This is a genomic window from endosymbiont of Lamellibrachia barhami, from assembly GCF_011947365.2.
In the GTDB taxonomy this organism is placed as follows: Bacteria; Pseudomonadota; Gammaproteobacteria; order Chromatiales; family Chromatiaceae; genus QGON01.
Genome location: NZ_JAAVSH020000001.1, coordinates 1,156,256 through 1,179,299, shown reverse-complemented (window position 1 = coordinate 1,179,299; position 23,044 = coordinate 1,156,256). Strand labels below are relative to the sequence as shown.

General features: G+C 54.3%; 23 protein-coding genes, 1 tRNA gene and 1 pseudogene. 18 read left to right on the top strand and 7 right to left on the bottom strand.

The features are described from left to right. From G9Q73_RS05330 to G9Q73_RS05310, 5 genes and pseudogenes are all read left to right on the top strand, one after another. Positions 1-203: pseudogene (locus G9Q73_RS05330) on the top strand (hypothetical protein); the annotation flags it as partial. 125 nt (positions 204-328) lie between these two features. Then, positions 329-574, top strand: coding sequence for a type II toxin-antitoxin system Phd/YefM family antitoxin (locus tag G9Q73_RS05325; protein WP_177418874.1), 246 nt, complete (start codon positions 329-331; stop codon positions 572-574). Further along, positions 567-836, top strand: coding sequence for a type II toxin-antitoxin system VapC family toxin (locus G9Q73_RS05320; protein ID WP_177418873.1), 270 nt, complete (start codon positions 567-569; stop codon positions 834-836). Before G9Q73_RS05325 ends, G9Q73_RS05320 begins: the two co-directional genes overlap by 8 nt. A 127-nt stretch (positions 837-963) precedes the next feature. Beyond that, positions 964-2,007 (top strand): glycosyltransferase family protein, encoded by a 1,044-nt coding sequence (locus tag G9Q73_RS05315; RefSeq protein ID WP_177418872.1) that lies wholly within the window; start codon positions 964-966, stop codon positions 2,005-2,007. Positions 2,008-2,351: 344 nt separating this feature from the next. After that, positions 2,352-3,083, top strand: coding sequence for a glycosyltransferase family 29 protein (locus tag G9Q73_RS05310; RefSeq protein WP_178941468.1), 732 nt, complete (start codon positions 2,352-2,354; stop codon positions 3,081-3,083). A gap of 1,184 nt (positions 3,084-4,267) precedes the next feature. Here G9Q73_RS05310 and flgA read toward each other — a convergent pair. After that, entirely contained in the window at positions 4,268-5,002 is a 735-nt protein-coding gene (gene flgA, locus G9Q73_RS05305; RefSeq protein ID WP_177418870.1) for a flagellar basal body P-ring formation chaperone FlgA, read from the bottom strand. A gap of 263 nt (positions 5,003-5,265) precedes the next feature. On the opposite strand from flgA, the gene G9Q73_RS05300 reads away from it, so the two are divergent. From G9Q73_RS05300 to G9Q73_RS05280, 5 genes are all read left to right on the top strand, one after another. Further along, positions 5,266-6,198, top strand: coding sequence for a chemotaxis protein CheV (locus G9Q73_RS05300; protein ID WP_177418869.1), 933 nt, complete (start codon positions 5,266-5,268; stop codon positions 6,196-6,198). A 17-nt stretch (positions 6,199-6,215) separates the two neighbouring features. Continuing rightward, on the top strand, positions 6,216-7,055 hold the full coding sequence (locus G9Q73_RS05295) for a CheR family methyltransferase (RefSeq protein ID WP_177418868.1): 840 nt from the start codon (positions 6,216-6,218) through the stop codon (positions 7,053-7,055). A 210-nt stretch (positions 7,056-7,265) separates the two neighbouring features. Continuing rightward, complete coding sequence (locus tag G9Q73_RS20355; RefSeq protein WP_246345036.1) at positions 7,266-7,463, top strand: flagellar basal body protein; 198 nt, start codon at positions 7,266-7,268, stop codon at positions 7,461-7,463. Positions 7,464-7,898: 435 nt separating this feature from the next. Further along, complete coding sequence (gene flgM / locus G9Q73_RS05285; RefSeq protein WP_177418867.1) at positions 7,899-8,207, top strand: flagellar biosynthesis anti-sigma factor FlgM; 309 nt, start codon at positions 7,899-7,901, stop codon at positions 8,205-8,207. 18 nt (positions 8,208-8,225) lie between these two features. Next, positions 8,226-8,711 carry a flagella synthesis protein FlgN gene (locus G9Q73_RS05280; RefSeq protein WP_177418866.1) on the top strand — a complete coding sequence of 162 codons (486 nt, stop codon included), beginning with the start codon at positions 8,226-8,228 and terminating at the stop codon, positions 8,709-8,711. Positions 8,712-8,832: 121 nt separating this feature from the next. On the opposite strand, the gene G9Q73_RS05275 is transcribed toward G9Q73_RS05280, so the two are convergent. Both G9Q73_RS05275 and arsS read right to left on the bottom strand, forming a co-directional pair. Continuing rightward, positions 8,833-9,522, bottom strand: a complete 690-nt coding sequence (locus G9Q73_RS05275; protein WP_369408840.1) for a TIGR04282 family arsenosugar biosynthesis glycosyltransferase — start codon at positions 9,520-9,522, stop codon at positions 8,833-8,835. 3 nt (positions 9,523-9,525) lie between these two features. Further along, positions 9,526-10,488, bottom strand: a complete 963-nt coding sequence (gene arsS, locus G9Q73_RS05270; protein WP_177418864.1) for an arsenosugar biosynthesis radical SAM (seleno)protein ArsS — start codon at positions 10,486-10,488, stop codon at positions 9,526-9,528. Between the two features lie 273 nt (positions 10,489-10,761). Between arsS and G9Q73_RS05265 the strand changes: the two genes are divergently transcribed. Continuing rightward, positions 10,762-11,007 (top strand): hypothetical protein, encoded by a 246-nt coding sequence (locus G9Q73_RS05265; protein ID WP_177418863.1) that lies wholly within the window; start codon positions 10,762-10,764, stop codon positions 11,005-11,007. Between the two features lie 198 nt (positions 11,008-11,205). Continuing rightward, positions 11,206-11,282: transfer RNA gene (locus tag G9Q73_RS05260), tRNA-Arg, on the top strand. Positions 11,283-11,533: 251 nt separating this feature from the next. On the opposite strand, the gene G9Q73_RS05255 is transcribed toward G9Q73_RS05260, so the two are convergent. Then, positions 11,534-13,033, bottom strand: coding sequence for a methyl-accepting chemotaxis protein (locus G9Q73_RS05255; protein WP_177418862.1), 1,500 nt, complete (start codon positions 13,031-13,033; stop codon positions 11,534-11,536). Between the two features lie 41 nt (positions 13,034-13,074). Beyond that, positions 13,075-13,848: a substrate-binding domain-containing protein gene (locus G9Q73_RS05250; RefSeq protein WP_177418861.1), complete on the bottom strand. Its 774-nt coding sequence runs from the start codon at positions 13,846-13,848 to the stop codon at positions 13,075-13,077. 254 nt (positions 13,849-14,102) lie between these two features. Between G9Q73_RS05250 and G9Q73_RS05245 the strand changes: the two genes are divergently transcribed. Next, positions 14,103-14,555, top strand: a complete 453-nt coding sequence (locus G9Q73_RS05245) for a thermonuclease family protein (RefSeq protein WP_177418860.1) — start codon at positions 14,103-14,105, stop codon at positions 14,553-14,555. Between the two features lie 78 nt (positions 14,556-14,633). Here G9Q73_RS05245 and G9Q73_RS05240 read toward each other — a convergent pair whose 3' ends face one another. After that, positions 14,634-14,840 carry a fumarate hydratase gene (locus G9Q73_RS05240; RefSeq protein ID WP_177418859.1) on the bottom strand — a complete coding sequence of 69 codons (207 nt, stop codon included), beginning with the start codon at positions 14,838-14,840 and terminating at the stop codon, positions 14,634-14,636. Positions 14,841-14,968: 128 nt separating this feature from the next. Between G9Q73_RS05240 and G9Q73_RS05235 the strand changes: the two genes are divergently transcribed. The 5 genes from G9Q73_RS05235 (at position 14,969) to G9Q73_RS05215 (ending at position 22,662) form a co-directional block, all read left to right on the top strand. Then, entirely contained in the window at positions 14,969-17,830 is a 2,862-nt protein-coding gene (locus tag G9Q73_RS05235) for a 2-oxoglutarate dehydrogenase E1 component (RefSeq protein WP_177421273.1), read from the top strand. Positions 17,831-17,894: 64 nt separating this feature from the next. Continuing rightward, the gene (odhB, locus tag G9Q73_RS05230) at positions 17,895-19,085 is read left to right on the top strand and encodes a 2-oxoglutarate dehydrogenase complex dihydrolipoyllysine-residue succinyltransferase (RefSeq protein ID WP_177418858.1); all 1,191 of its coding nucleotides are present in this window, start codon (positions 17,895-17,897) and stop codon (positions 19,083-19,085) included. A 132-nt stretch (positions 19,086-19,217) separates the two neighbouring features. Continuing rightward, positions 19,218-20,741, top strand: coding sequence for a fumarate hydratase (locus G9Q73_RS05225; protein ID WP_177418857.1), 1,524 nt, complete (start codon positions 19,218-19,220; stop codon positions 20,739-20,741). 110 nt (positions 20,742-20,851) lie between these two features. Further along, on the top strand, positions 20,852-21,670 hold the full coding sequence (ppk2, locus tag G9Q73_RS05220) for a polyphosphate kinase 2 (RefSeq protein ID WP_369408839.1): 819 nt from the start codon (positions 20,852-20,854) through the stop codon (positions 21,668-21,670). Further along, the gene (locus G9Q73_RS05215) at positions 21,667-22,662 is read left to right on the top strand and encodes an oxidoreductase (protein ID WP_177418855.1); all 996 of its coding nucleotides are present in this window, start codon (positions 21,667-21,669) and stop codon (positions 22,660-22,662) included. Before ppk2 ends, G9Q73_RS05215 begins: the two co-directional genes overlap by 4 nt. 69 nt (positions 22,663-22,731) lie before the next feature. On the opposite strand, the gene G9Q73_RS05210 is transcribed toward G9Q73_RS05215, so the two are convergent. Then, a partial coding sequence (locus G9Q73_RS05210) for a pseudouridine synthase (protein ID WP_246345034.1) occupies positions 22,732-23,044 on the bottom strand: 313 nt, incomplete at its 5' end.

Genomic DNA, 23,044 nt, shown 5'->3' with positions numbered 1-23,044 from the left:
CAGCGCCACTTACCCAACTCTATGGCCCGGTTGTGGCACTGGATGTGACTGATGGGCTGCGGCTTACCTTTGCGAGTGGTGACATCGTCCACCTGCGTCCATCGGGCAATGCGCCGGAGCTACGTTGTTACGCCGAGGCCGATAGTGCTGTGCGGGCTGCGGAGCTGGTTGCTGAGGTGCTGGAATTTGTGAGACATCAGTGACTTCAGGTTACATTTTATTCAAGACAGAATTTACTTAAATACCTGGATATGGGGGTGTTACGTGACTTGGATAATCTTGCGATTATGTGTACGCTTTAATGTGACTACATTGGGGGAGATAGACTATGCAGGTCAGTGTCCGCGAAACGAGAGAACAACTCAGCCAATTGTTGAAAGCCGTCGAGCATGGGGAGCAGGTGGAGATAACGCGGCGGGGTCGGGTAGTGGCGCGGCTTGCGCCCCCAGAGCCAAGTTCAGATAGTTCACGGGTGGCGCGTGCATCTGTTCGGGCGAAATTACGTGATACCTTGCCCCCCTCCGAGACTACATCAACAAAGCTGATTCGAGAGCTCAGAGAAGAGCGTGGCTGATCCTCGTCTCTATTTTGATACCAGTGCGTTGTTGCCGCTATACCGTCAGGAGCAATTAACTGCGCAAGTAGAAGAGATCCAGAATGAGGTGAAACCGGTGATCAGCGCCTTAACGGAGGTTGAGGTGGCTTCCACTTTGGCTCGTTGGGTGCGAATGGGTGAATTAACCGGCGAGCAGTCAGAATTGTTGGAGACAACCTTTTCTGAAGATCTTCGACGCGACGTGTTTGAGCGCGTTGCTCTGGAAGATCGTTACTGCTGATAAAGTGCTTGCTGATGCTGCTGTGCTCGTCGGTGGGCGTGTGCGCCTCTTAAGGAGTTAACGGGATAGCAGTGATGCAATTTTAATCTTAAATTGCATTTTGCATAACAGGGTGTGCATTGGCTACATGGTAATTCAGAACATTACATTCGTCGCCAGTAACCGTAATGCGGATCTCTATCGCAACGATCCCGCGTTCGTCTACCGTTGCGAAAACCTCGGACAAGCCCTCTCGAAACAAGGCCACGATGTCCATTTTACCCATTTGACGAAACTCAAATGGAAGGAAGGACATCAAACGGCTATTTTCCATCGACCTATTGCCTCCGTTCGGTTGTGGTACCTGCTCCGGCAGTTACGTCTCCGTGGTGTTGTGGTGATTGCCGATTTCGATGATCTGGTCTTTGACGAAGCTTATGTCGACTGTTCACCGGGTGTTCTGAATGGGCTGGTTTCACGCAGGGTGACGCGGCGACGTTTTCGGGCTCATCGGCGGGCGCTGTCGTGGTTTGATGGCGTTACCGTCTCCACCGAGCCACTGGCGAATCATGTGCGCCGCTTATTTCCCTCTATCCGTGTTGAAGTCATTCACAACGGTGTGCACTTGGCCTGGCGGCATGAGCCGCAGGATGTACCAGCAAATGAGGGTAAGAGGATTATTACCTATTTCCCCGGTACGCGGAGCCATCATCGTGATTTTGCGCAGATAAGAGAGCCGTTGCCGCACTTTTTACGTGAACATCCCGAGGTCAAATTGCAGATAACCGGCCCGCTGGTGTTTTCTATCGATGCCGATCCACGACAGATATCACATGAAGAGCGGGTGCCGTTTTCCGAGTATCAAACCCGTGTTCGAAACAGTTGGGTGAATCTGGCACCGCTGGAGGAGACCCCCTTCAACCAGTGCAAATCGGCTCTGAAAGTGCTGGAGGCGGGGTATTGGGGCATCCCCACCTTCTGCTCCTCAAATGCAGATAATGCCCGCTTTTCCAGTGCTGGAGCCTGGATTGCAACAAAACCCGAAGAGTGGATCGACAATCTGGAGCGTCTGCTCAATGAAGCGGAGTACCAGCGGGCGACGCATGAGCTTAGGCAGCGTACTGTTGAGCTTGCCGATGTTGATAAGCAGGCAAAGCTGTTGTTGCAGTTTGCAGAAACGTTGATGGGTTGATTTTGATGCTGCGATTGCCGACAAGTTGGACTGCATTATCCTGTGCACCATGGTGGCTGAGTGCAGCGGTAGGGCGTTGGCGTCGCCAAAAGGGTGAATATGACAAAGCAACCCTTGCCTGCTTCTATTCAGCATGGCGCAGGCGGCCAAGTTTGGCCAATTTGATTGCCTACCTGAGGTTTCGGCGCGATCTGGGTTTTACTGCACCATCGCGCTTACTTAAACCCTTACATGCCTCTTTTGTGAGGTTTAATCCTGTAACGCAGCGGCGGGTTTTTAACTGGCTTTTGGAGGGTCGAGTTGAGGTACCACTGGATCGTTTCCCCTCTGACGCCCTGAGAGACTTGGCTGAAAGCTCTCCACAAGCTGCAGTAGTGATGGCGCAGCGGGGTGAGTTGATCTCCAGCGAGGGCAAAACGCTGGCGACTTTGCAAAATAAGCAGGAGGTTTGGCGTGACGAATTCACCGCATATCTGAGTGCAAACCGTGACAGCATTTGTGTGGTCGGAAATGCCGCCACTGTGGCGAATAGCGCTATCGGGCATACCATAGACACCTATAATGTTGTGCTTCGCTTTAACCGGTTTTCTACCGAAACTTCATGTGAGTCTTCGAATGGAAGACTGACGACACAGCAGCAGGAAGTGGGTCGTCGTCTGGACGTTTGGGTTTGTGCCCCCAACTTGCGGGTCCCGTACCCGCCTGCCGCCGATGCAGTCGAATGGGTGGTTATTATTGGGCCGGATGTTCGTTACCATCTTTCCAATTGGGGCAATATTATTTCACTGCTTGATGCTCATAAGAAGGTGCTTACCGTACCCCTGAGCGTTTGGCGAATGTTGGTACGAGGTCTCAAGGCGCCACCCAGTGCGGGTATCTTATGCCTGGCATGGGTAATTGAGCTGCTCGGAACACCTGAAGGGCTCAAGGCTGCGGGGTTTCAGCGGCAATCTGTGCCAGACATGCGTTATCACTATGCATTGCATCGACACAAACCGAGCCGGCGACACAATTGGGAGGGTGAAAGGGCGTTGCTGCACCATTGGGAACTGCAAGGGTTGCAGTTTCTGGACTGAGGCACTGCGCTGACTAAATAGTGCCTGTCCGGAAACGCCGTTTTTTACCACGAAGCGCACGAAGTACACGAAGGTAATTTATTGGTAATCAATCTTTTACCTTGGCGCTCTTCGCGTTCTTTGCGGTTAGATATGGGGTTTCCGGACGAACACTAACTAAGCATTGTGTTGAGTCAACGCGTTTTAGACATCGCTACCAGCTTGTCCTGCACAGCTGTGGTTACTGACGTTTTGGTAAAGGGGACAAAGTTGCAGTGTTTGCAAAGGCCATCCTTTCTTTCAAAGCCGACAAGTGGAACGCCGCCATGTTACCGCATTGGCACTTGGTAACCAGAAAAATACTGCTTTGCGGTCTGCTGCCAATAATGCAATCTTGATGTTCAGGAAATGTCAGAGCGCAGATTGCAGCATGGTATGACAGAACCGTTATAGTCGATATAACGTGATAAAACGGTGACAAACATGGAGATGTGCGAACAGGTTGATTGGTGACCCTACTGTTTCACCCCGGTTGCAGCCGGAGTATCAAAGTTGCGTCCATAGATACGCAACATATCTTTGTAGTCTATATCTGCTTCCAAACGGTACAAAAGATCAACGGTACTTTGCTTTAAGACCAAGTTCGGTGAGTTTTTGCATCTGCTGCCTAGTCTCCTCATGATCATATTTTGTTGCTGCGCAGATAAATCTGATGTTCAGGTTGTTCAGCCTAGCGTCGTAAAGTTCATCAAGATACTCTTGTCAGGTAATCACCATTGGTGGTCTATGAGTACGTAACTGAACGAAGTAACAACTCTCCACCGTTGAGCATCGACCACCGGCATCTTAGAAACTTCATGCCCCAGTGACTGTAGCTTGCCGCTGACCGGGTCAATTGACGCGACGTTTCAAGGGTGGCTGTACTTCGGAAATACCGTTTAGTGGTGGAGGCTGATGTGTCTGGGTTGGTGAAGTACTTGACTGTGTTTTGCAAGCCTTCGACTGTTACGATCTTGAATTGCCATGATTCACCTTTGGTTAGACCATTACTGGAGAAATGCCGGGCGGATGCTGGTGTGACACGACTGTGTTATCACCATACTCCGTTCAGTGTTTCCCTAGAAACCTCAGCGGCAGGTCTCCTGAATACTTTAGTAATGATTTGATGTTTTATTTCATGGATCGGGAATTAAAGTCATCAGGCGTCAATCGGCCTTTACGAGTCCGGCGGAGAGGATACGAACCTGCAGCTTTTTTTTCGAAGCAAGATTCTGCACCTTGATCAGGTCACCGGGATTGCCATTGGACAGCGCCCTTCCTTTTACCCGCACCTGGATGGATCCGTTTCCGGCCAGGATTGTGACCTCCTCCCCCCGTCTTACCGTCTTTTTCACAACCAGCAGATTGGGTGTGACAACCCTGTCGCGGCGAATGGCGCGTTTGAGTGTTCTGCCTACCACCTGATCCAGAGAATCGAAATGTCCGCGCAGCTGGTGGTTGAGGTCTCTCTCCACCAGCACCACGTCGTCGAGAGTGATGGCCTGGCCCCGTGCCATATCCCGTTTTGCCGCCACTATTCTGCCGGTGACACCTATGTTGGCTGAGACGTAGAGCGTCCAGGGGTTTGGTTTTGCGCAGCGTACTCCAACCGTGGTTTTACCCTGTTTTTTTGCACTTGGTGGATTGAAGGTTTCCAACGTCTCGTCGCAGAGAGAAAGCCTTAAACGATGGTCCAGCCTTGCCACTTCGATGGTAATCTTTTGCGCCAGGTCTGCCGTCTGATGCCGCAAAAAAGTGCGCACGGCTTCCTGAATGGATGCATGTGATTGCTGCTTTGGATCTACGGACGCAAAGCATGCCTGGCTGAAGCTCCAGAGCAGGATGGTCAGTAGCGTCAATGTGCTCCATCTAAAGATAGTGTCGCTGGGGATTGTTTTCATCTCAAGTCCGGGTTGTTTGCTGTTCCAATAAAAATATAGCAACAACCATGCCGTAATTACCCAAAGGGGCTTGTAGATCTGTTCAGGTTTGTGGAACAGGCAAACACTGAGCTTTTTTTGCCTGATCCGCTACGCTTGATCAAGCCTACGAAACCAACTGGTTACTGGTTTGACCTGCCAAACTAAAGATATTGTTGCCGCAGCCGCCACTTTAGACAGAAGGATAATCACGAAATTCCCGAGAGTTTGATTCAGGAGGTAATATGGCGGGTGTACTGGATGGTGTCGATCTAAGAACCCAGATGGCGGGGCAGAATCGGCTGGAGCTGTTGATGTTTCGACTGCGTGGGCGTCAACGTTTTGGCATCAATGTTTTCAAGGTTAAAGAAGTTGTGCATTGCCCGCCGCTGACTGAAGTGCCTGGTGCGAATCCTGTCATTCGAGGGGTGGCAAGCCTGCGGGGTGCGAATATCCCAGTGATGGATCTCGCGCATGCTATCGGCGGCCCGATGATGGGCGACCCGAAAGAGTATTATGTGATCGTGACGGAATATAATCGCCGTCAGCTCGGTTTTCTGGTCGGCTCCGTTGATCGGATTGTGAATATGAACTGGGAGGATATCCTGCCTCCGCCAGTGGGTCTTGGCCGGGGAAGCTACATGACCGCCGTCACCCGGGTGGATGATGAATTGGTTGAAATCATCGATGTGGAAAAAGTACTGAGTGAGGTTCTCCAGATTGAGGAGAAGGCCAGTGGTAAGGTGGAAAACTCCGGATTTGATCTGCAGAGGCAGATCCTGGTAGTGGATGATTCGGTAGTGGCGCGCAAGCAGATCAAGCGGGTATTGGATCAGATCGGCATCGAGAGTGTGTTCAAGAATGATGGCAGAGAGGCGCTGCAACAGTTACAGATTTGGTCAGGGGAAGCGGGAGAGATTACCGACCGCCTGGCGATGGTTATCTCAGATATCGAGATGCCGAAGATGGACGGATATGCGCTGGTGACGGCAATCAGGCAGGATCCGAAGCTGGCCGCACTTCATGTTGTGCTGCACTCCTCTCTGAGTGGTGTATTCAACGAGTCGATGGTGCAACGTGTCGGTGCAGACCATTTTCTAGCCAAGTTTGTACCTGATGAGTTGATGGCGATGGTTGGTGAACGTCTCCAGGCTTTAAAGGTAGCAAAAGCGGGCTGAAGGATGCGGGTATCGCATTGAAAGCGTCTATCGATTCTCGTGACTATCTGGCCTTTCAGACCTTTCTGCAGGAGGCCTGCGGTATTTTGCTGGGTGACGGCAAAGAGTATCTGGTTGCCAGCCGCTTGAATGGTTTGATGGCGGAGTTTGAGGTGGGCTCCCTGGGCGAGCTGCTCAAACGGCTCAAGGCGCCTGGCCAGAGAGGACTGAAGATTCGGGTGATCGATGCGATGACCACCAACGAGACCTTCTGGTTTCGTGATCCGGGGCATTTCAGCATGCTGCGCGAAAGGATATTGCCTGAACTCGATCAAAAGGGCGGCAGTCCGGTCAGGATCTGGTCCGCTGCCTGCTCCAGTGGGCAGGAACCCTATACGCTCAGCATGGCCGTGCAGGACTACTGGAAACAGTCTCCTGGCCGTCGAAATCGGGGGGTCGAGATCCTGGCGACTGACATCTCCAGCAGAGTGCTCGAAGAGGCGCGGCAGGGCATCTACTGCGGTTTGTCCATCAATCGGGGGCTTGATGCTCAGCAACAACAACGCTATTTCACCCCCAGAGAAAACAACAGTTGTCTGGAGGTCAAGTCGGAGATTCGTCAACGTGTCAGGTTCAGGGAGTTCAATCTCAACGGCAATTATGCGTCACTGGGACGATTCGACACTATTTTTTGCCGCAATGTGCTGATCTATTTCTCCTCAGACCTCAAGAAAAAGATTGTGGAGCGCATGGCGCACTCCCTCAATCCCGGTGGTTATCTCTTTCTGGGCTCTACTGAATCCCTTGTACAGATTACCGATCGTTTTGAGATGCAGATGGTTGGTGGCGCCATTGCCTACCGCTTGAAATCGAACTGAACCATTCCGGCAATCCTTGCCGCCCGGCGGCGGATATTTGCCGCTTTTCCCTACCCTAATAGGGGTCGGAGTCAAATTTGATCGAGGTGAAAGGTTTTTAGCGCTGTGATGCCCATCAAATTTGACTCTGACCCCGGTGTTCCTAATCAAGAATAGAGTTGGCACGATATCTGCAGATTCTGTTGTGAACAGTTTTCTACGGAGCCGCTCATGAATTTCGACGACGCATTGGGGATCCATCCACAGGCTCTGCAGTTGCGTGCCCGCCGTGCCGAGGTGATCGCCAGCAATCTGGCGAATGTCCGTACCAGTTATAAAGCAGTTTCGATTTCCACAAGGTGTTGGCAGGTGAGATGCGGGGCCGGTGCGTATGCAGACCACCAACGCCAAGCACATTCAGACAGATAATGGTCTGATCCGCCGACGCAGATGCTCTATCGTTTACTCCAGCCTTCTCTGGATGGCAATACAGTGGACACAGGCGAGCACACCGCGTTCTTCCAATTCCCTGGAGTACCAGGCAAGTCTGCGCGTTTTCTCAATGGCAAAGGTGAGTGGCCTGCGCTCAGCCATTAAGTGAATAGTTATGTCCATGTTCAAGATTTTTGATACTGCCGCCTCAGGCATGAGTGCACAGAGTCTGCGGCTGAATCGGTAGCCAGAAGCATGTGGCCAATGCCGATAGTGTCGTAGCAGTATCGGTGAGTATAAGGCCGTTTGTTATGCTAGTTCAGTTACGTATTGCTCTAGGGAAACACTGAACGGAGTATGGTGATAACACAGTCGTGTCACACCAGCATCCGCCCGGCATTTCTCCAGTAATGGTCTAACCAAAGGTGAATCATGGCAATCGAGATCAACAGTCTATCCAGAGGCGCACTGCAAAACGCAGTCGAGAGTACTTCTGCCAGCCAGACATCGGCCTCCACCGCAAGCGGTACCCGGAGTGCAGCCACCGCCCAGAGCGATAGCGTCAGTCTGACCCGGTCGGCAACCCAGCTACAGTCACTGGAGCATGAAATTTCTCAGATGCCGGTGGTCGATGCTCAACGAGTGGAGAGTGTCCAGCGCGCGCTGGCGACCGGCAGTTTTATTATCGATCCTGAAAATTCGGCTGAGAATCTGCTATTCATGGAGCGCGCACTCCCGTAACCCGGGGGTGAATTCAAGGTGAACAATCCCACCAGCCTCCAGGAGGATTTTTCCGTACTCCTGCAGTCGGAGATCGATGAGAGTCGGCGACTGCTGGATATATTGCTGCGGGAGCACAAGCTGTTGCAGGGGACATCCTCCGCACCCCTTGAACAACTCACTGCAGAGAAACAGCAGCAGATGGCAGTGCTGGAAACTGCCGTGGTAAAACATAATCGCTTGTTGCTACATCTCGATCTGCAGCCCAACCGGGAGGGGAGTGAACAGTTATTGCAACAACTTCCCGAACCTGACTCGGCTCGTCAGTTGTGGGAAGAGTTTGAACAATTGATTGAAACCTGCCAGAAGCAGAATGAGGTCAACGGCGATATCCTCAGTCTCAACCAACGGCAGGTCAGCCAGGCCATCGATATCCTGCGCGGTGTCACCACGGGCCAGAAGACCTATGGTCCGTCAGGGGAGTCGCGCTCCGACAACCACTCAAACTCTTTTGGCAAGGCTTAGGATGCTACACGGTTATTATTGTCGATAATTTACCGAATACCTTAAAAAACATTAGGTCGTGTTAGCGTAGCGTAACACGACAAGAATGGCGCATATTGTTGGGTTACGGCCAAAAAACGGCCTAACCCAACCTACCCAAACGGTTGATTGTTGCTGTTTTGTACTTTAAATCAACGCCATTCGAGTCTAACCCTAACTCTTGCAGTCGGGGCAGGTCTTCAGGTCGGTCAAGATCCCAAAGCACGGGGAGTTCTTCCCACTGCCAGCCAAGCTCATCCAGACACTGCCGGGTCGCTTCTGCCACTCTCTCACCACCCCAGGATATGCCCTGGAACAGGCATTCAGCTGTGCGTCGCAGTCCCAACAGAACGTAGCCCCCATCCTCTGCCGGAATCAGCACCGCATCTGAACCACGCCTGAGCGACTGCAGTGCCTGTCCCATTATCTCGGCGGTCAAGGCGGGACAATCGACGCCAATCAACACGATATACGCACGACGTTGTAACGCCTGAGCAGCGGCATAGGCCATCCGCGCACCAAGATCCTCACCCTGCTGCTGATGGAGAGGGATATCGAACTCACTGTGGAAGCGTTGCAGTCGAGTATGTCCGGTATCAGGGGCGCACCAGAGTTCGATTGGGGCGACCTGATCCTCAGACAAATTATTGACCAAACGCTCCAACAGACGCTGATAGAGAGCAGTGGCGCCCGCCTCCCCCAACGCAGGGATCAGACGGGTCTTCACCTCTCCAGGCCGAGGCGCCTTGGCAAACAACAGAATCCCCCCATCGGGGTGCAGGTACTCCGGCACCATTTAATCCAGGGCGCCACCACAACTACTGCCCTGCCCGGCGGTACAGCCGTAACAGTGCTCAGCCACCTGAATCGGCCAACCATCGATATCGTGGTTGATCAGGTCACGCAGTGTGGGGCGTTTCACCTCGCCACTCTCCAGCTGCATGTCGAGCATCTGGTTAAAGTCGCAGTCGTAGACACGGCCCTGCCAGTCGACACTGATCAGATGACGGCACATGACCGACTCAATATTGGCAGGCTGGTGGGCGTCCCTGAGCAGTTGCAGGTAGCTCTGAAACTCTCCCTTCGATTGCAACAGGCTGCCGAAACGGTTGATCGGCATGTTGGTGATGGTGAGCAACTGATTGAAAATGATGTTGAAGCGCTCGACCAGCTGTCGCTTGTAGTCAGCCTCCAATGGACCTTGAGGGGGTGGCAGCGAGGCTCCCTGCGGATTGTAGACCAGATTGAGCAGCAGGCTATTGCCGGTCATGCCGTAACCCAGCCCATTCAGCCGCTGCAAAGCTCGGATACTGGCGTCATAGGAACCCTTGCCGCGCTGGGCATCGACATTCTCCTCCAGGTAGCAGGGCAGTGAGGCAACCACCTCCACCCGATGGTAGGCAAGAAAGTCTGCCAGCTGCTCTTGTCCCTCCTCTTCCAGAACCGTCAGATTGCAGCGGTCGATCACATGCACGCCCATCCCTGTCGCCTCTTCCACCAGATAGCGAAAGTTGGGATTGAGCTCAGGGGCGCCGCCAGTCAGGTCCAGCGCCTTCATCCTGTGCTTGCGCAGAAAGGCCAGGACATCTTCAACCGTCTCGCGGGACATCTCTTCCGTACGATTGGGTCCCGCATTCACATGACAGTGGACGCAAGAGAGGTTGCAGCGCAGCCCAAGATTGACCTGCAGAGTCTCCAGACGGCCCCGCTGCAGGGAAGGAAAACTGGTAGGTTTGAGAAGATGGGAGGTATCGAGCATCGGTTCGTCGTTTAATCGGCTGGTGGAGATGGAATTTCATCAGGGCAGCAATGATACAGCAACCCTTTCAAATGTACGTATTTCAACGTCTCGTGGATTCAATCTGCATATGAGTCAGTAAAATGACAATATCCTGCAGAAAATGGCGGCAAAACCCGCACTCCATCACAATAAAGCGGGAACCAATATCACACTAATGAATCAGAATACTTGAAAGTTATTTAGTAAATGCTAATATACTAACCCACGAGCAACAACTATGAGGATTTTGCCATGTTACCTATTTTGTTTGGTTTGATTGCCGCCACCATCTTCGGGCTTTTCGCCGTAATGACCTATGGCGCCGAGAACATTATCTACTACCCTTGGGTGGAATTCGTCTTCTGGACCTTGATCGCCACAGGGGCAAGCGTCACCGCTCTCGGTGAATTCAACCGGTGTTTGCCCTGCAGACTCAAGGAACAATTCAAGGCCCAATGGCTTGAGACACTCTGCCAGAAAACGCCTTGCGCTGGATGACGCAAAAATGACCCGCCTTCATGTGGCGGAGTCGCTCAGACTCCGCCGCCGTCACCTGATCCACTGCATTTAATAAAACCAAGCTCACGAATACACCCTCAAAGATGTAGGGGGGATCAAGCGTAGCGGATCCACCACCCAAGCCGGGACAAAGCCGAATAGTCAGAACCTTCTGGCGACTGTATAATTCACCGCCCAGTCCCAGTAGCTCAGTAGGATAGAGCGCCTCCCTCCTAAGGAGGAAGTCAGGGGTTCGAATCCTCTCTGGGACGCCATATTTATCAAGCACTCAGCTTGAACACCCCTCCAAAGAATTCCTCATTGGCACACTCCTGGCACAGTGAGGCTTCTCTATGGCTACTATCCGCCTTGGCGCGGCACGTCAGCACCGACTTCTTGCCATTTGGAAGAACGGGAACGCAGACATACCGATGAGCTGGCGCTTCAGTTCAAGGCGGTCAATTACCTCAGGAAGCGCTAAACATAGTGAAAGAGGTTGTTCTGCACGGAAGGCGTGGTGCGTCCCCTATTGTTCGCTGGCCGCATCGAGAGAAAACTGTCCCAACAGATGGTTGAGATCTTCTATGCTATGGTAGAGGTCATCTCCCACCTTGGCCATGGTGCCGGCCTTGGCTGCACTCTCGCTCATGCTGTTGATGAGGCCGTCCAGCCGTTCCCGCAGAATACCCTGCTGCTGAAGTTCCTTGTTTGTGGCATCGCCGATCTCTGTGTTGGCCTGGGATGCCGATGAGATATCTTCCGTAATGGACTGGATACTCTGTGCCGAGATGGAGGCTTGGCGCTGCCCAAAATGCACCCTTTCAACCACCGCACTCAACGAGCGGCCCGCGCCGTCCACCTTCTCGGATAATTGATTGACAATCCCCGTGATCTCACCTACTGAGTTGGTGGTTCTAGCTGCCAGGGTTCGCACTTCGTCCGCTACCACCGCAAACCCTCGTCCCTGTTCCCCTGCACGCGCGGCCTCGATAGCGGCGTTGAGAGCCAGCAGATTGGTCTGCTCAGCGATACTCTGAATAGTGTCCACGATTGCGTGAATGCTCTGTGCAGTCTGGCCAAGTTCACCCATCTCGACAGATGCGTGATTGACATCCTCCACCGTGCTCTCCATTTCGCTGATATTGTCTTGTGCCGCCTGCAAACCGGTACGCGCCTGTTGATCGGCCTTCTCCGCCAGTTCGGTGGCCTTTATGGCCAGATTCGCGACGTTTTCGGATATACTCAACAGCTCCGAGGAAGCGGCGGCGACCTCAGTGGAACTCTGATCTTCGTTATCCGCCAGCGCATTGATCTCTTGTGAGATGGTTGCGACCTGAAGGGCTGACTGCTCCATCTGCAAGCTGTTCCCCTTGATGGAATTCACCAGATCAGCAAGTGAATCAGCCATATTGTTGAAGTGAAGCTTCAATTCAGCGATCTCATCCCGGGAGTCCACAGCGAGCCGCCCGCTCAAATCACCGCTTTCCATTCTTTGCATCGCCTGATTGATCGAATCCACCGGGGAGATGATTTTCTTACGGAAGAACAGCACAACTGAGATCGACAAAATGAGAATCACAAATAGGAGGATTGAAATACTGGTGATCAGCAGGCTGCGCAAGGTAGCCACAAGCTGGGTCGTATCCAATCCGATCTCAATACTACCCAGATCCCCGTCTGGCGAGGGAATCGCTTTTTGATAGACTCGAGCACTCCCTTGTTCGGTGAACTCACCATACTCGACTTTCCCTTCGCCATTTCTCACGGCTATGAAAATAACCTCCTCCTCGGCCTGGACATTGGTCACCATCTCGTTCACCAGGTCGGTCTCAAAATTCTGCAGGTAATAGGAGGCAATGGACACCAGACTGGTCAGCTTGGATTCGGCCTTGGAGTCCATGGCCCCTTCCAAAGCCTGCTTGGTGGACTGAAAATTGTAATAGCTGCTGGCCCCGAGTATGAGTGCCATTATGGGGATCAGGAAGGCAATGAATTTGATGGTGAGGCTGTTCAGATTGATCTTCATAGTGTTACTCGCGGCATCCAGGAGGAGAGGTGAGCCTGTTCCTATCTGGGAGGCAACAGCCCAGCCTGTTTAACGGTATCTGCCCACGCGGGTGTAGCGGCAAAGTTCAGCGCCGCCATGACCAGTGGGTGCTCCTTGTTTTTCAAGTCATACACGAGGCCAACCGCCACACCGGCAGAGAATCCGTCCACCTTGATCACATTGATTTCACCGAAGTTAGGCCGCGCACCAAATGCAATTGCATTGGCCCCTTCCGTGGCCTGGAGGAATTTGACCACCTGATGATCTTTCCTGAAGACCTTATCGAATTTTGCATCTTTAAATGAGGGGTTGGCCCCCCTGAGTACAGTAAACAGCGCCTCGGTTGGTTCGCGGCCGACCAGGACCACTGCTCCTCCGGAACTGCCAACACCACCCCAGTCAGCGATCTTTCCGCTGAACAGATCCTCTATCTGCGACATACTCAAACTGGAGACGCCGGTACTTGATCCTGTGGCAAAGGCAATCGGAATACGGGCAAGAACGATCTCACCCTTGTTCTTCCCTTTTTCCTTGTCATTCAGCGGCCGTCCGGTACGGCCGAATAGGTACTTGGATGAAGCCTTTATACCGCCGGCGTGTTTTGCCGAACGGGGAGGAACCTCGAACTGATAGCCTACCGCCGCCGGATCGCTGGCGAACTTCTCAGCAAACAGCTGAACCACCTTGGTTGAAGGCCCCGCGCCTACGATCAGCTGCTTCTCGGCCAGAGTAGTTGTAGAAAAAGCAACCGCAACCAACATGGCGGCAACACTGGAAGCAACTCGATTATTCATATCCGTATCCTCAGTTTTTTACTCGTGCCGATTGATAAAGGACAACCTATCGTCGCCAATATGGCACTCAAGATTGACTATCGGCACAGGAATAAAAAACTTTAATAAGACTAAATTGAAAGTGGTATTTTTAAGAATAGGGGACGCACGGAAAACGTGGTGCGTCCCCTATTGTTTGAAGCCATGTCAATAGTGCCTGATATAATAAAGATCAACTGTAAATACGCATAAGCGGGATAGGGAGGCGCTTTTCGATGACAAAAAAACGCATCAAAGCCCTCGTCTTGTCAGTCCTGCTGCTGGTGCTTTCCCTTCCGATCCAATCCGCCACGATTGATGGACGGGTCTTTGCCGTACTGACCGGCAACCAGATTACCGTCTCCACCGACGATGGCAAATTCCGGAACATCATTCTCAAGGGTATCGCTGTGCCCGATACAGGTTCCAGCGCAGGCAGAGACGCCAAACGACAGCTACACTCCCTGCTTGCGGGTCAGGTCGTCACCATCGAATACCGGACTCTGAACCCTCTCGGGGTCATCATTGGAACAGTTTACCGGGCTGGGGCGAATATGAACCTGCGTTTGATTCAGTCGGGGTTGGCGCGAGCGAAGAGTGAGAAGGGACTGGATCGCGAGATGCTCGACCATTACCGAACAGCAGAGCAGCAGGCCAGACAACGGCGTCTGGGCGTCTGGCAGCACTGAATATTAGTGTAGATGGGCAAATCGCGGCGAGGACGCCGTTCCTACGAACGTTTCGCAGCAAGCTGCTGGAAATTATACTTATTTCTCACTGCCTCTAAGCCGACCGAGGGTCTCGGACAGCGCCTCTTCAAGGGCTTTGTAAGCTTTCAGCTGGGCGGCCTGATAGTATGTCGCCGGGGTTCCGACCAACTCCAGCCTCGCCTCAAAATAGGCGACATCAGCTTCCAGTGAGACCGGATTCAGATCGATCCAGGATGATCTCTTTTTAGACTTCTTTTTCGCCATATCTCTACATTCAGCCGTCGTCATCGACCAACCCTGTCGATTCTGATCCCTGTGCTAACATCCTATAGCAATATAGAAGAAAACCAACACGACTTTGTGAACATTTCTAACACTCTTTCGGGATGAGCATGCCTGCGCTGCTGGATCGTTTAAAATCATCCTCCGCCTACTACGGTGGCAATGCCGCATTTATTGAAGGACTCTACGAACGTTTTCTGCAGGATCCGAACAGTGTGCCGGAGGATTGGCGACACCACTTTGGCTTGTTAAAACAGTCCTCCTCACGTGAGGTGGCTCACCAGCCCATCCAGGCGCATTTTCTGAGACTGGCCAGGGAGCGCCCCACGGCAGCAAGAGTCTCTCAGACATGCCTCTCCCCCGCCGCCGCTGAACAACAGGCCGCTGTGCTGCGTTTGATTAACGGCTACCGCGTGCGCGGCCATCAGAATGCCAATCTGGATCCACTGCAACTGCGGGATCCGGAGTATGTGCCAGACCTGGATCCTGCCTTCCTCCAACTCGACAATATTGGAGACGACGCCGTCTTCAACACCGGTTCCCTTGCCGCCCCTGAGCGTATGCCTTTGGGTAAAATCATCGACCTGCTGACGCGGGTTTACTGCGGCAGTATCGGTGCTGAGTATATGCACATGACCGATACGGTGCAGAAGCGGTGGATTCAGGAGCGCATCGAAAACCTCAGCAATCAGTCATCCATGCAGATCGATGACAAACTTTGGCTTTTGACGCTGCTGACTGCGGCTGAAGGGATCGAAAAGTATCTGCACTCCCGCTACGTCGGACAGAAAAGATTCTCGCTGGAGGGTGGCGAGAGCCTGATTCCACTGTTGGACGAGCTGATCCAGCACGCCGGAAAAAATGGTGTTGGGGAGATGGTTATCGGCATGGCGCACCGTGGCCGCCTCAACGTTCTGACCAACATCCTCGGCAAACCGCCCCAGGAGATATTTGCCGAATTCGAGGGGCGGGTCGAGGCCGATCTGCAGCGCCGTTCCGGTGACGTCAAGTACCACATGGGATTCTCCACCGATATCGACACGCCTGGTGGTATCGTGCACGTTGCTCTCGGTTTCAACCCCTCCCATCTGGAGATCATCAATCCGGTCATCGAGGGCTCGGTGCGCGCCCGTCAGCGACGGCGTGGCGACCGCACCGGCGAACAGGTGCTGCCGGTGCTGATCCACGGAGATTCCGCCTTTGCCGGTCAGGGGGTGGTGATGGAGACCCTCAACCTCTCCCAGACACGAGGTTTCACCACCGGCGGCACGGTTCATATCATCATCAACAACCAGATCGGTTTTACCACCAGCAACCCGTTGGATACCCGCTCAACCACCTACTGTACCGATGTGGCGAAGATGGTTCAGGCACCTATCTTTCATGTCAATGGCGACGATCCGGAGGCAGTGCTGTTTGTCACACGCCTCGCCCTCGATTTCCGTTTCCGTTTCAGCAAGGACGTCCTGATCGACATGGTCTGTTACCGCCGCCACGGCCACAACGAGGCGGACGAACCCTCGGTGACCCAGCCGGAGATGTACAAAAAAATCCGCCGTCATCCCACCGTGCGGTCCCGCTATGCGGAACACCTGATCGCCGACTCCGTCATAACGACGGAGCAGGCACTGGCCATGGTGGAGAACTATCGCAGCTCCCTGGAACAGGGCCGTGTAGTCTCACGGCCGGTGATCTGCGCCCTGAAAAACATCTTTCATGTAAACTGGCATCCATTTGGCAAAACCGATTGGGATCACCCCACCAAGACACGCATTTCGCCTGAGTGTTTTAGAAACCTCTCCGAGCAACTGCTGCAGATCCCTGAAGATTTTGAATTGCACCCCAGACTGGAGAAGATCTGGGGTGAACGGCGTCGCATGGCCAGTGGCGATCAGCTCGTCGATTGGGGCTTTGGTGAAACCCTCGCCTACGCCTCACTGCTCACCGAGGGCTGCCCAGTCCGTCTCTCAGGGCAGGATGCGGGGCGCGGCACTTTCTTCCACCGTCACGCCGCGCTGCACAATCAGGTCAACGGCGAACCCTATATCCCTCTGCAAAACCTGCAGGAGAATCAGGCGAACTTTCTCGTCATCGACTCTCTGCTCTCCGAAGAGGCCGTGCTGGGGTACGAATACGGCTACGCCAGCGCCGAGCCCAATGCACTCACCCTCTGGGAAGCACAATTCGGCGACTTTGCCAACGGCGCCCAAGTCGTCATAGACCAGTTCATCTCATCCGCCGGTGAAAAATGGGGACTGATGTGCGGACTGGTGATGCTGCTGCCACACGGTTATGAAGGCCAGGGGGCGGAACATTCTTCCGCCCGGCTCGAACGTTATCTGCAACTCTGCGCCAACCACAACATCCAAGTCTGTGTACCCACCACTCCCGCCCAGGTCTTTCATATGCTGCGGCGGCAGATCCTGCGCCCTCTGCGCCGACCACTGATCGTTTTGACGCCCAAGAGTCTGTTGCGTCACCGTCTGGCCACCTCTCCCATTCAGACCTTCACCGAGGGCGGTTTCGAACCGGTTATCGGTGAGCTCGACAAGTTGAACCCCGATGAGGTGGTCCGCATCGTGATGTGTAGCGGCAAGGTCTACTATGAGCTGCTGGAGGCGCGCCGCACCCGCTCTTTGGGAGACGTGGCCATCGTGCGTATCGAACAGCTCTATCCGTTTCCGCTTGAGTATTTCAACAAGGCTATCGCCCCCTTCCCACAAGCCAGGGACCTCATCTGGTGTCAGGAAGAGCCGCAGAACCAAGGCGCATGGGACCAGATAAAACACCGTTTCCGCACCCATCTCCAGGCGGGAAAGAGACTCTATTACGTAGGCCGTGAAACCGCAGCGGCACCAGCCGTCGGCTATCGTCCCCTGCATATAAAACAGCAGGAGACCCTGATTGATGAGGCACTCAGCGGCAGGATCAATCCCGACATGAACCAAAGGAGCCTGTCTAACCTGGGTTGAGCTGCGGAGCTGCAAATCGCCGCAAGTTTCCTCGCCCCATGACAACGACGGAAGCAGACAATTGATGAGCATAGAACTTCGCGTACCCGAACTCCCGGAGTCAGTGGCGGATGCCACTATCCTGACCTGGCACAAAAAAGCCGGTGACCGCGTCAGCAGAGACGAAACCCTGCTCGACCTGGAGACCGACAAGGTGGTGCTCGAAGTGCCGGCACCAGAAGACGGCATATTGAAAGAGATCCGCTTCAATGCCGGCGACACCGTACAGACGGATGACGTGCTGGGCATCGTGGAAGTTGGCGCAACACCCCCAGTCAAGCAAGGAGAGGCCGAATCGAAAGCAGAATCAATGCCGGTGCTGACACCCGCGGTACGCCGCCTGGTCAAGGAGAACAGCATCGAACCGAACCTTATCAAAGGCAGCGGCAAGAACGGCCGCATCCTCAAAGCCGATGTGGAGGCATATATACGGGAGCAGACTCCCCCACCGGCGACGGAAAACAAAAAACCACCGCTGCAGCCATCTACACCCCTTCTCTCCATTCCCGGCGGAGAGCGACCGGAACAGCGGGCACCCATGACCCGTCTGCGGAAACGGGTGGCAGAACGTCTGCTACAGGCCCAGCAGAACGCAGCCATCCTCACCACCTTCAACGAAGTCGATCTGCACGAGATAAAACTGCTGCGCAGTCAATACCGCGAAACCTTTGAAACACAGTACGATGTGCGGCTCGGCTATATGTCCTTCTTCGTCAAGGCATCTGTCGAAGCACTCAAACGTTTTCCGGTAGTCAACGCTTCGGTGGACGAAAACGACATCATCTACCACGGCTACTTCGACATCGGCATTGCGGTCTCTTCACCCCGCGGCCTGGTGGTGCCGATACTGCGGGACGCCGATCAACTCAGTTTTGCCGAAATAGAGCAACAGATCCGTCACTTTGGTGAGAAAGCGATGGCAGGGACCCTGAGTTACGATGAACTCACCGGCGGAACATTCTCCATCACCAACGGCGGCGTTTTCGGCTCCATGCTCTCCACACCAATCATCAATCCCCCCCAAAGCGCAATCCTGGGTATGCATGCCATTCAGGATAGGCCGGTTGCGGAAAACGGCGAAATCGTCATCCGCCCCATGATGTATCTCGCACTCTCCTACGACCACAGAATCATCGATGGCAAGGATGCTGTGCAGTTTTTGGTCAATATCAAAGAGAATCTGGAGGAGCCGGCACGGCTAATGTTGCAGGTGTAGGCGAACACTGAGGTGCGGGGGCGGGCGCGTAACTTATCTCACAATACGGAACAGGGATGCAAGGACTCGCGCTCTGATGTACCTTACTCTTACAAACAACTATCCCAATCAATCAAATATGGGGTTCTATCCATGACGCTGATCCGCCAGGATGACTTTATCGACAGCATCGCTGATGCCCTGCAGTTCATCTCCTACTACCATCCGACAGACTTCCTCAAGGCGATGGGTAAAGCCTGGGAACGGGAAGAGTCTCCCGCCGCCAAGGACGCGATGGCGCAGATCCTGGTCAACTCCCGCATGTGTGCCGAAGGAAAGCGTCCCATCTGCCAGGATACCGGCATGGTGGTGGTGTTTCTTAAAGTGGGAATGGATGTTCGCTGGGATAGCAGCATCTCCATCACTGAAATGGTTGATGAGGGCGTTCGCCGCGCCTACGCCCATCCCGACAACATATTGCGGGCCTCGATGGTAACCGACCCCGCCGGGGCGCGTCTCAACACCAAAGACAACACCCCCGCCATCGTTCATACCGAACTGGTTCCCGGTGACGGCATCGAGGTCAAGATTGCCTCCAAGGGTGGCGGCTCTGAAAACAAGACCCGTTTCGCCATCCTCAACCCATCGGCTTCACTGGTGGAGTGGGTATTGGAGCAGATCCCGCAAATGGGCGCTGGTTGGTGCCCTCCCGGCATGCTGGGTATAGGTATCGGGGGCTCCGCCGAAAAGGCCATGCTGATGGCGAAAGAGTCGTTGATGGGACCGATCGATATCCACGAACTCAAGGCCCGCGGCGCAACCAACACCGTCGAATCCCTGCGACTGGAGCTTTACGAAAAGATCAATGCATTGGGTATAGGTGCTCAGGGACTGGGTGGGCTGACCACCGTACTCGACGTCAAGATCAGCGACTTCCCCACCCACGCCACTTCCCTGCCAGTGGCGATCATCCCCAACTGCGCCGCCACACGTCATGCGGAGTTTACCCTGGATGGCTCCGGCCCCGCCGTTCTTACTCCGCCGCAGCCGGACGATTGGCCCGCCGTTACCTGGGAGGCCTCGGACGATGCCCGGCGCGTCGACCTGAACACTCTTACCAAACAGGATATTGCTGCGTGGCAACCCGGAGATCGCATTCTTCTGTCGGGTAAGCTGTTGACCGGACGGGACGCCGCGCATAAACGCATTGCCGATCTGCTGCAAAAAGGCGACCCCCTGCCCAAAGGCGTCGACTTTCACAACCGTTTCATCTACTACGTCGGTCCAGTGGACCCTGTGCGTGACGAAGTGGTCGGACCGGCAGGTCCCACCACAGCCAGCCGCATGGACAAGTTCAGCGAGATGATGCTGGGCCAAACGGGCCTTATCGGCATGGTAGGCAAGTCTGAGCGTGGCCCCAGCGGCATCGAGGCGATCAAACGCCACAAGGCGGTCTATCTGATGGCCGTTGGTGGAGCGGCTTATCTCGTCTCCAAGGCAATACGCGCCTCCCGCATCATCGCTTTCGAAGAGCTGGGCATGGAGGCGATCCGTGAGTTCGAGGTCGTCGACTTTCCGGTTACCGTCGCCGTGGACAGCCTGGGCAACTCAGTACACGAGACCGGCCCGGCCGAATGGCGCAGTCGAATCGCTGATATACCTGTTATTATCGAATGACAGGTGCCATATAATTCGTTTGATACATATCATCAAACGACATCTGCCCAAGAGTTATAATAAAAAGTTCAGCACAAAAATAACCTCACACCTTAATGGAGGATTTCGCCGTGGCAACCCAGAAAAAAGCAAAACCCACCAAACCGAAAAAGATAAGAAACGACGTCTACGAAAAAGAGCTTTTCAGACTTCAGCTCGAACTGGTCAAACTGCAGGAGTGGATCAAATTCTCCGGACTCAAGGTCGTGGTGATCTTTGAGGGCCGCGACGCCGCAGGCAAAGGGGGTGTCATCAAGCGCATTAACCAACACCTGAATCCCCGCATCAGCCGTGTCGTTGCCCTACCGGCGCCTACCGAGCGCGAAACCACGCAGTGGTATTTCCAACGCTATGTACCACACCTGCCGGCAGCGGGAGAGATGGTGCTGTTCGACCGCAGCTGGTACAACCGCGCCGGCGTCGAGCGGGTCATGGGATTCTGCAGCGAGGAGGAGTATCACGAATTCCTGCGCTCCTGCCCGGAGTTCGAACGCATGCTGGTGCGTTCCGGCATCATCGTACTCAAATACTGGTTCTCAGTGGCCGATGAAGAGCAGGAGCGCCGTTTCCAGAGCCGCCTGGAAGAGCCGCACAAACGCTGGAAACTGAGTCCGATGGATCTGGAGTCACGCAAACGCTGGGTCGAATACTCCAAGGCGAAGGACACCATGTTCGCCCATACCGATATCAAACAGGCGCCCTGGTATGTGGTCAACTCAGACATCAAGAAGCATGCCCGGCTCAACTGCATCTCCCACCTGTTGAGCATGATCCCCTATGAGGATCTGACCCCTGAACTGATCGTGTTGCCGGAACGCGTCGACAGCCGGGGATATATCCGACCACCACTGTCCGACCAGACCTTCGTACCCAACATCTGTATTGTATGAGCTATAGAGCCTTCCGCATCCATCGCAGCGAGACCGGAGAGCACTCCGCTGCGATGGAACAGCGGGAGCTGACCGATCCAGCCAAAGGTGAGATCCTCATCCGCACCCGCTTCTCCAGCGTCAATTACAAGGATGCGTTGGCGGGAACGGGAAGAGGAAAGATCCTGCGTGATTTTCCACTCACCGGTGGCATCGACAGTTGCGGCGACGTGGTTCAGTCCCAGGACGTCCGATTCAAAGAGGGGGATCAGGTCATTGTCACCGGCTACGGTCTCTCTTCTACTCACGACGGTGGATACGCCGAATATCTCCGGGTTCCCGCCGACTGGGTAGTGCCTTTGCCGGATAATCTTGGCCCCTATCAGGCCATGGCCATCGGCACCGCCGGATTTACCGCCGCACTGGCCCTGCACCGCATGGAGAGCAACGGACAGCAGCCGGGGATGGGACCCATCCTGGTCACGGGAGCAACCGGCGGGGTGGGCAGTCTTGCGGTCAATCTGTTCCACGGCGCCGGTTACGAAGTGACTGCAGTCACCGGCAAGGACGATCAACACGACTATCTCAAACTGATCGGGGCGTCCCAGGTGCTCTCCCGTGATGCGCTGCAACTCGGCTCACATCCCCTGGAAAGGGGACGCTGGGGCGGCGCGGTGGACAATGTCGGCGGCGAAACCCTGGCGGGACTGACCCGAACAGTCAAACCCTGGGGCAGTATCGCCGCCATCGGGCTGGCAGCCGGTATCGAATTGAACACCACCGTTATGCCTTTCATCCTGCGAGGTATCAGCCTGCTCGGCATCAACTCCGCCGATTGCCCCCATGCCCTGCGCAACAAGATCTGGCAGCGGCTTGCCACCGACTTACATCCAAAACATCTTGACGACATCGTCGACCGGGTCATCCATCTGGAGCAGTTGCCTGAAGTGTTTGACGAGATGCTGAAAGGAGAGGTGCGTGGTCGTATTCTGGTGCAGACGAGGGTGGATTAAGAGGACGTTGCCTGGAAAGCTGGCAGATCCGCCGGTTCCGCTGCGCTTGAACCAGCCTACGGTGTGCCATCAAGAATCATGAGATGAATAGACCTTCTTTTCTCCGGTTATCGGAGAGATGAAACTCAGGTAACTCGCCTGCAACCGCAGATCCTCTCCCGGCTGCGCCTTACCATACAACCGGTCACCCACCACCGGAAATCCAATCGCTGCAAGATGGCGGCGAACCTGGTGCTTACGGCCGGTTTCGATGGCGGCATCCAACAACGACCGGCCTGCCTCGGGGTCGAATTCCAGTCGGTTGATCCGGCTGATGGCCGCACGTCCATCCAACTCCTGGTCGATCAGATAAGGCTTGGGCTTGGTGGGAAACTTTCCTTCC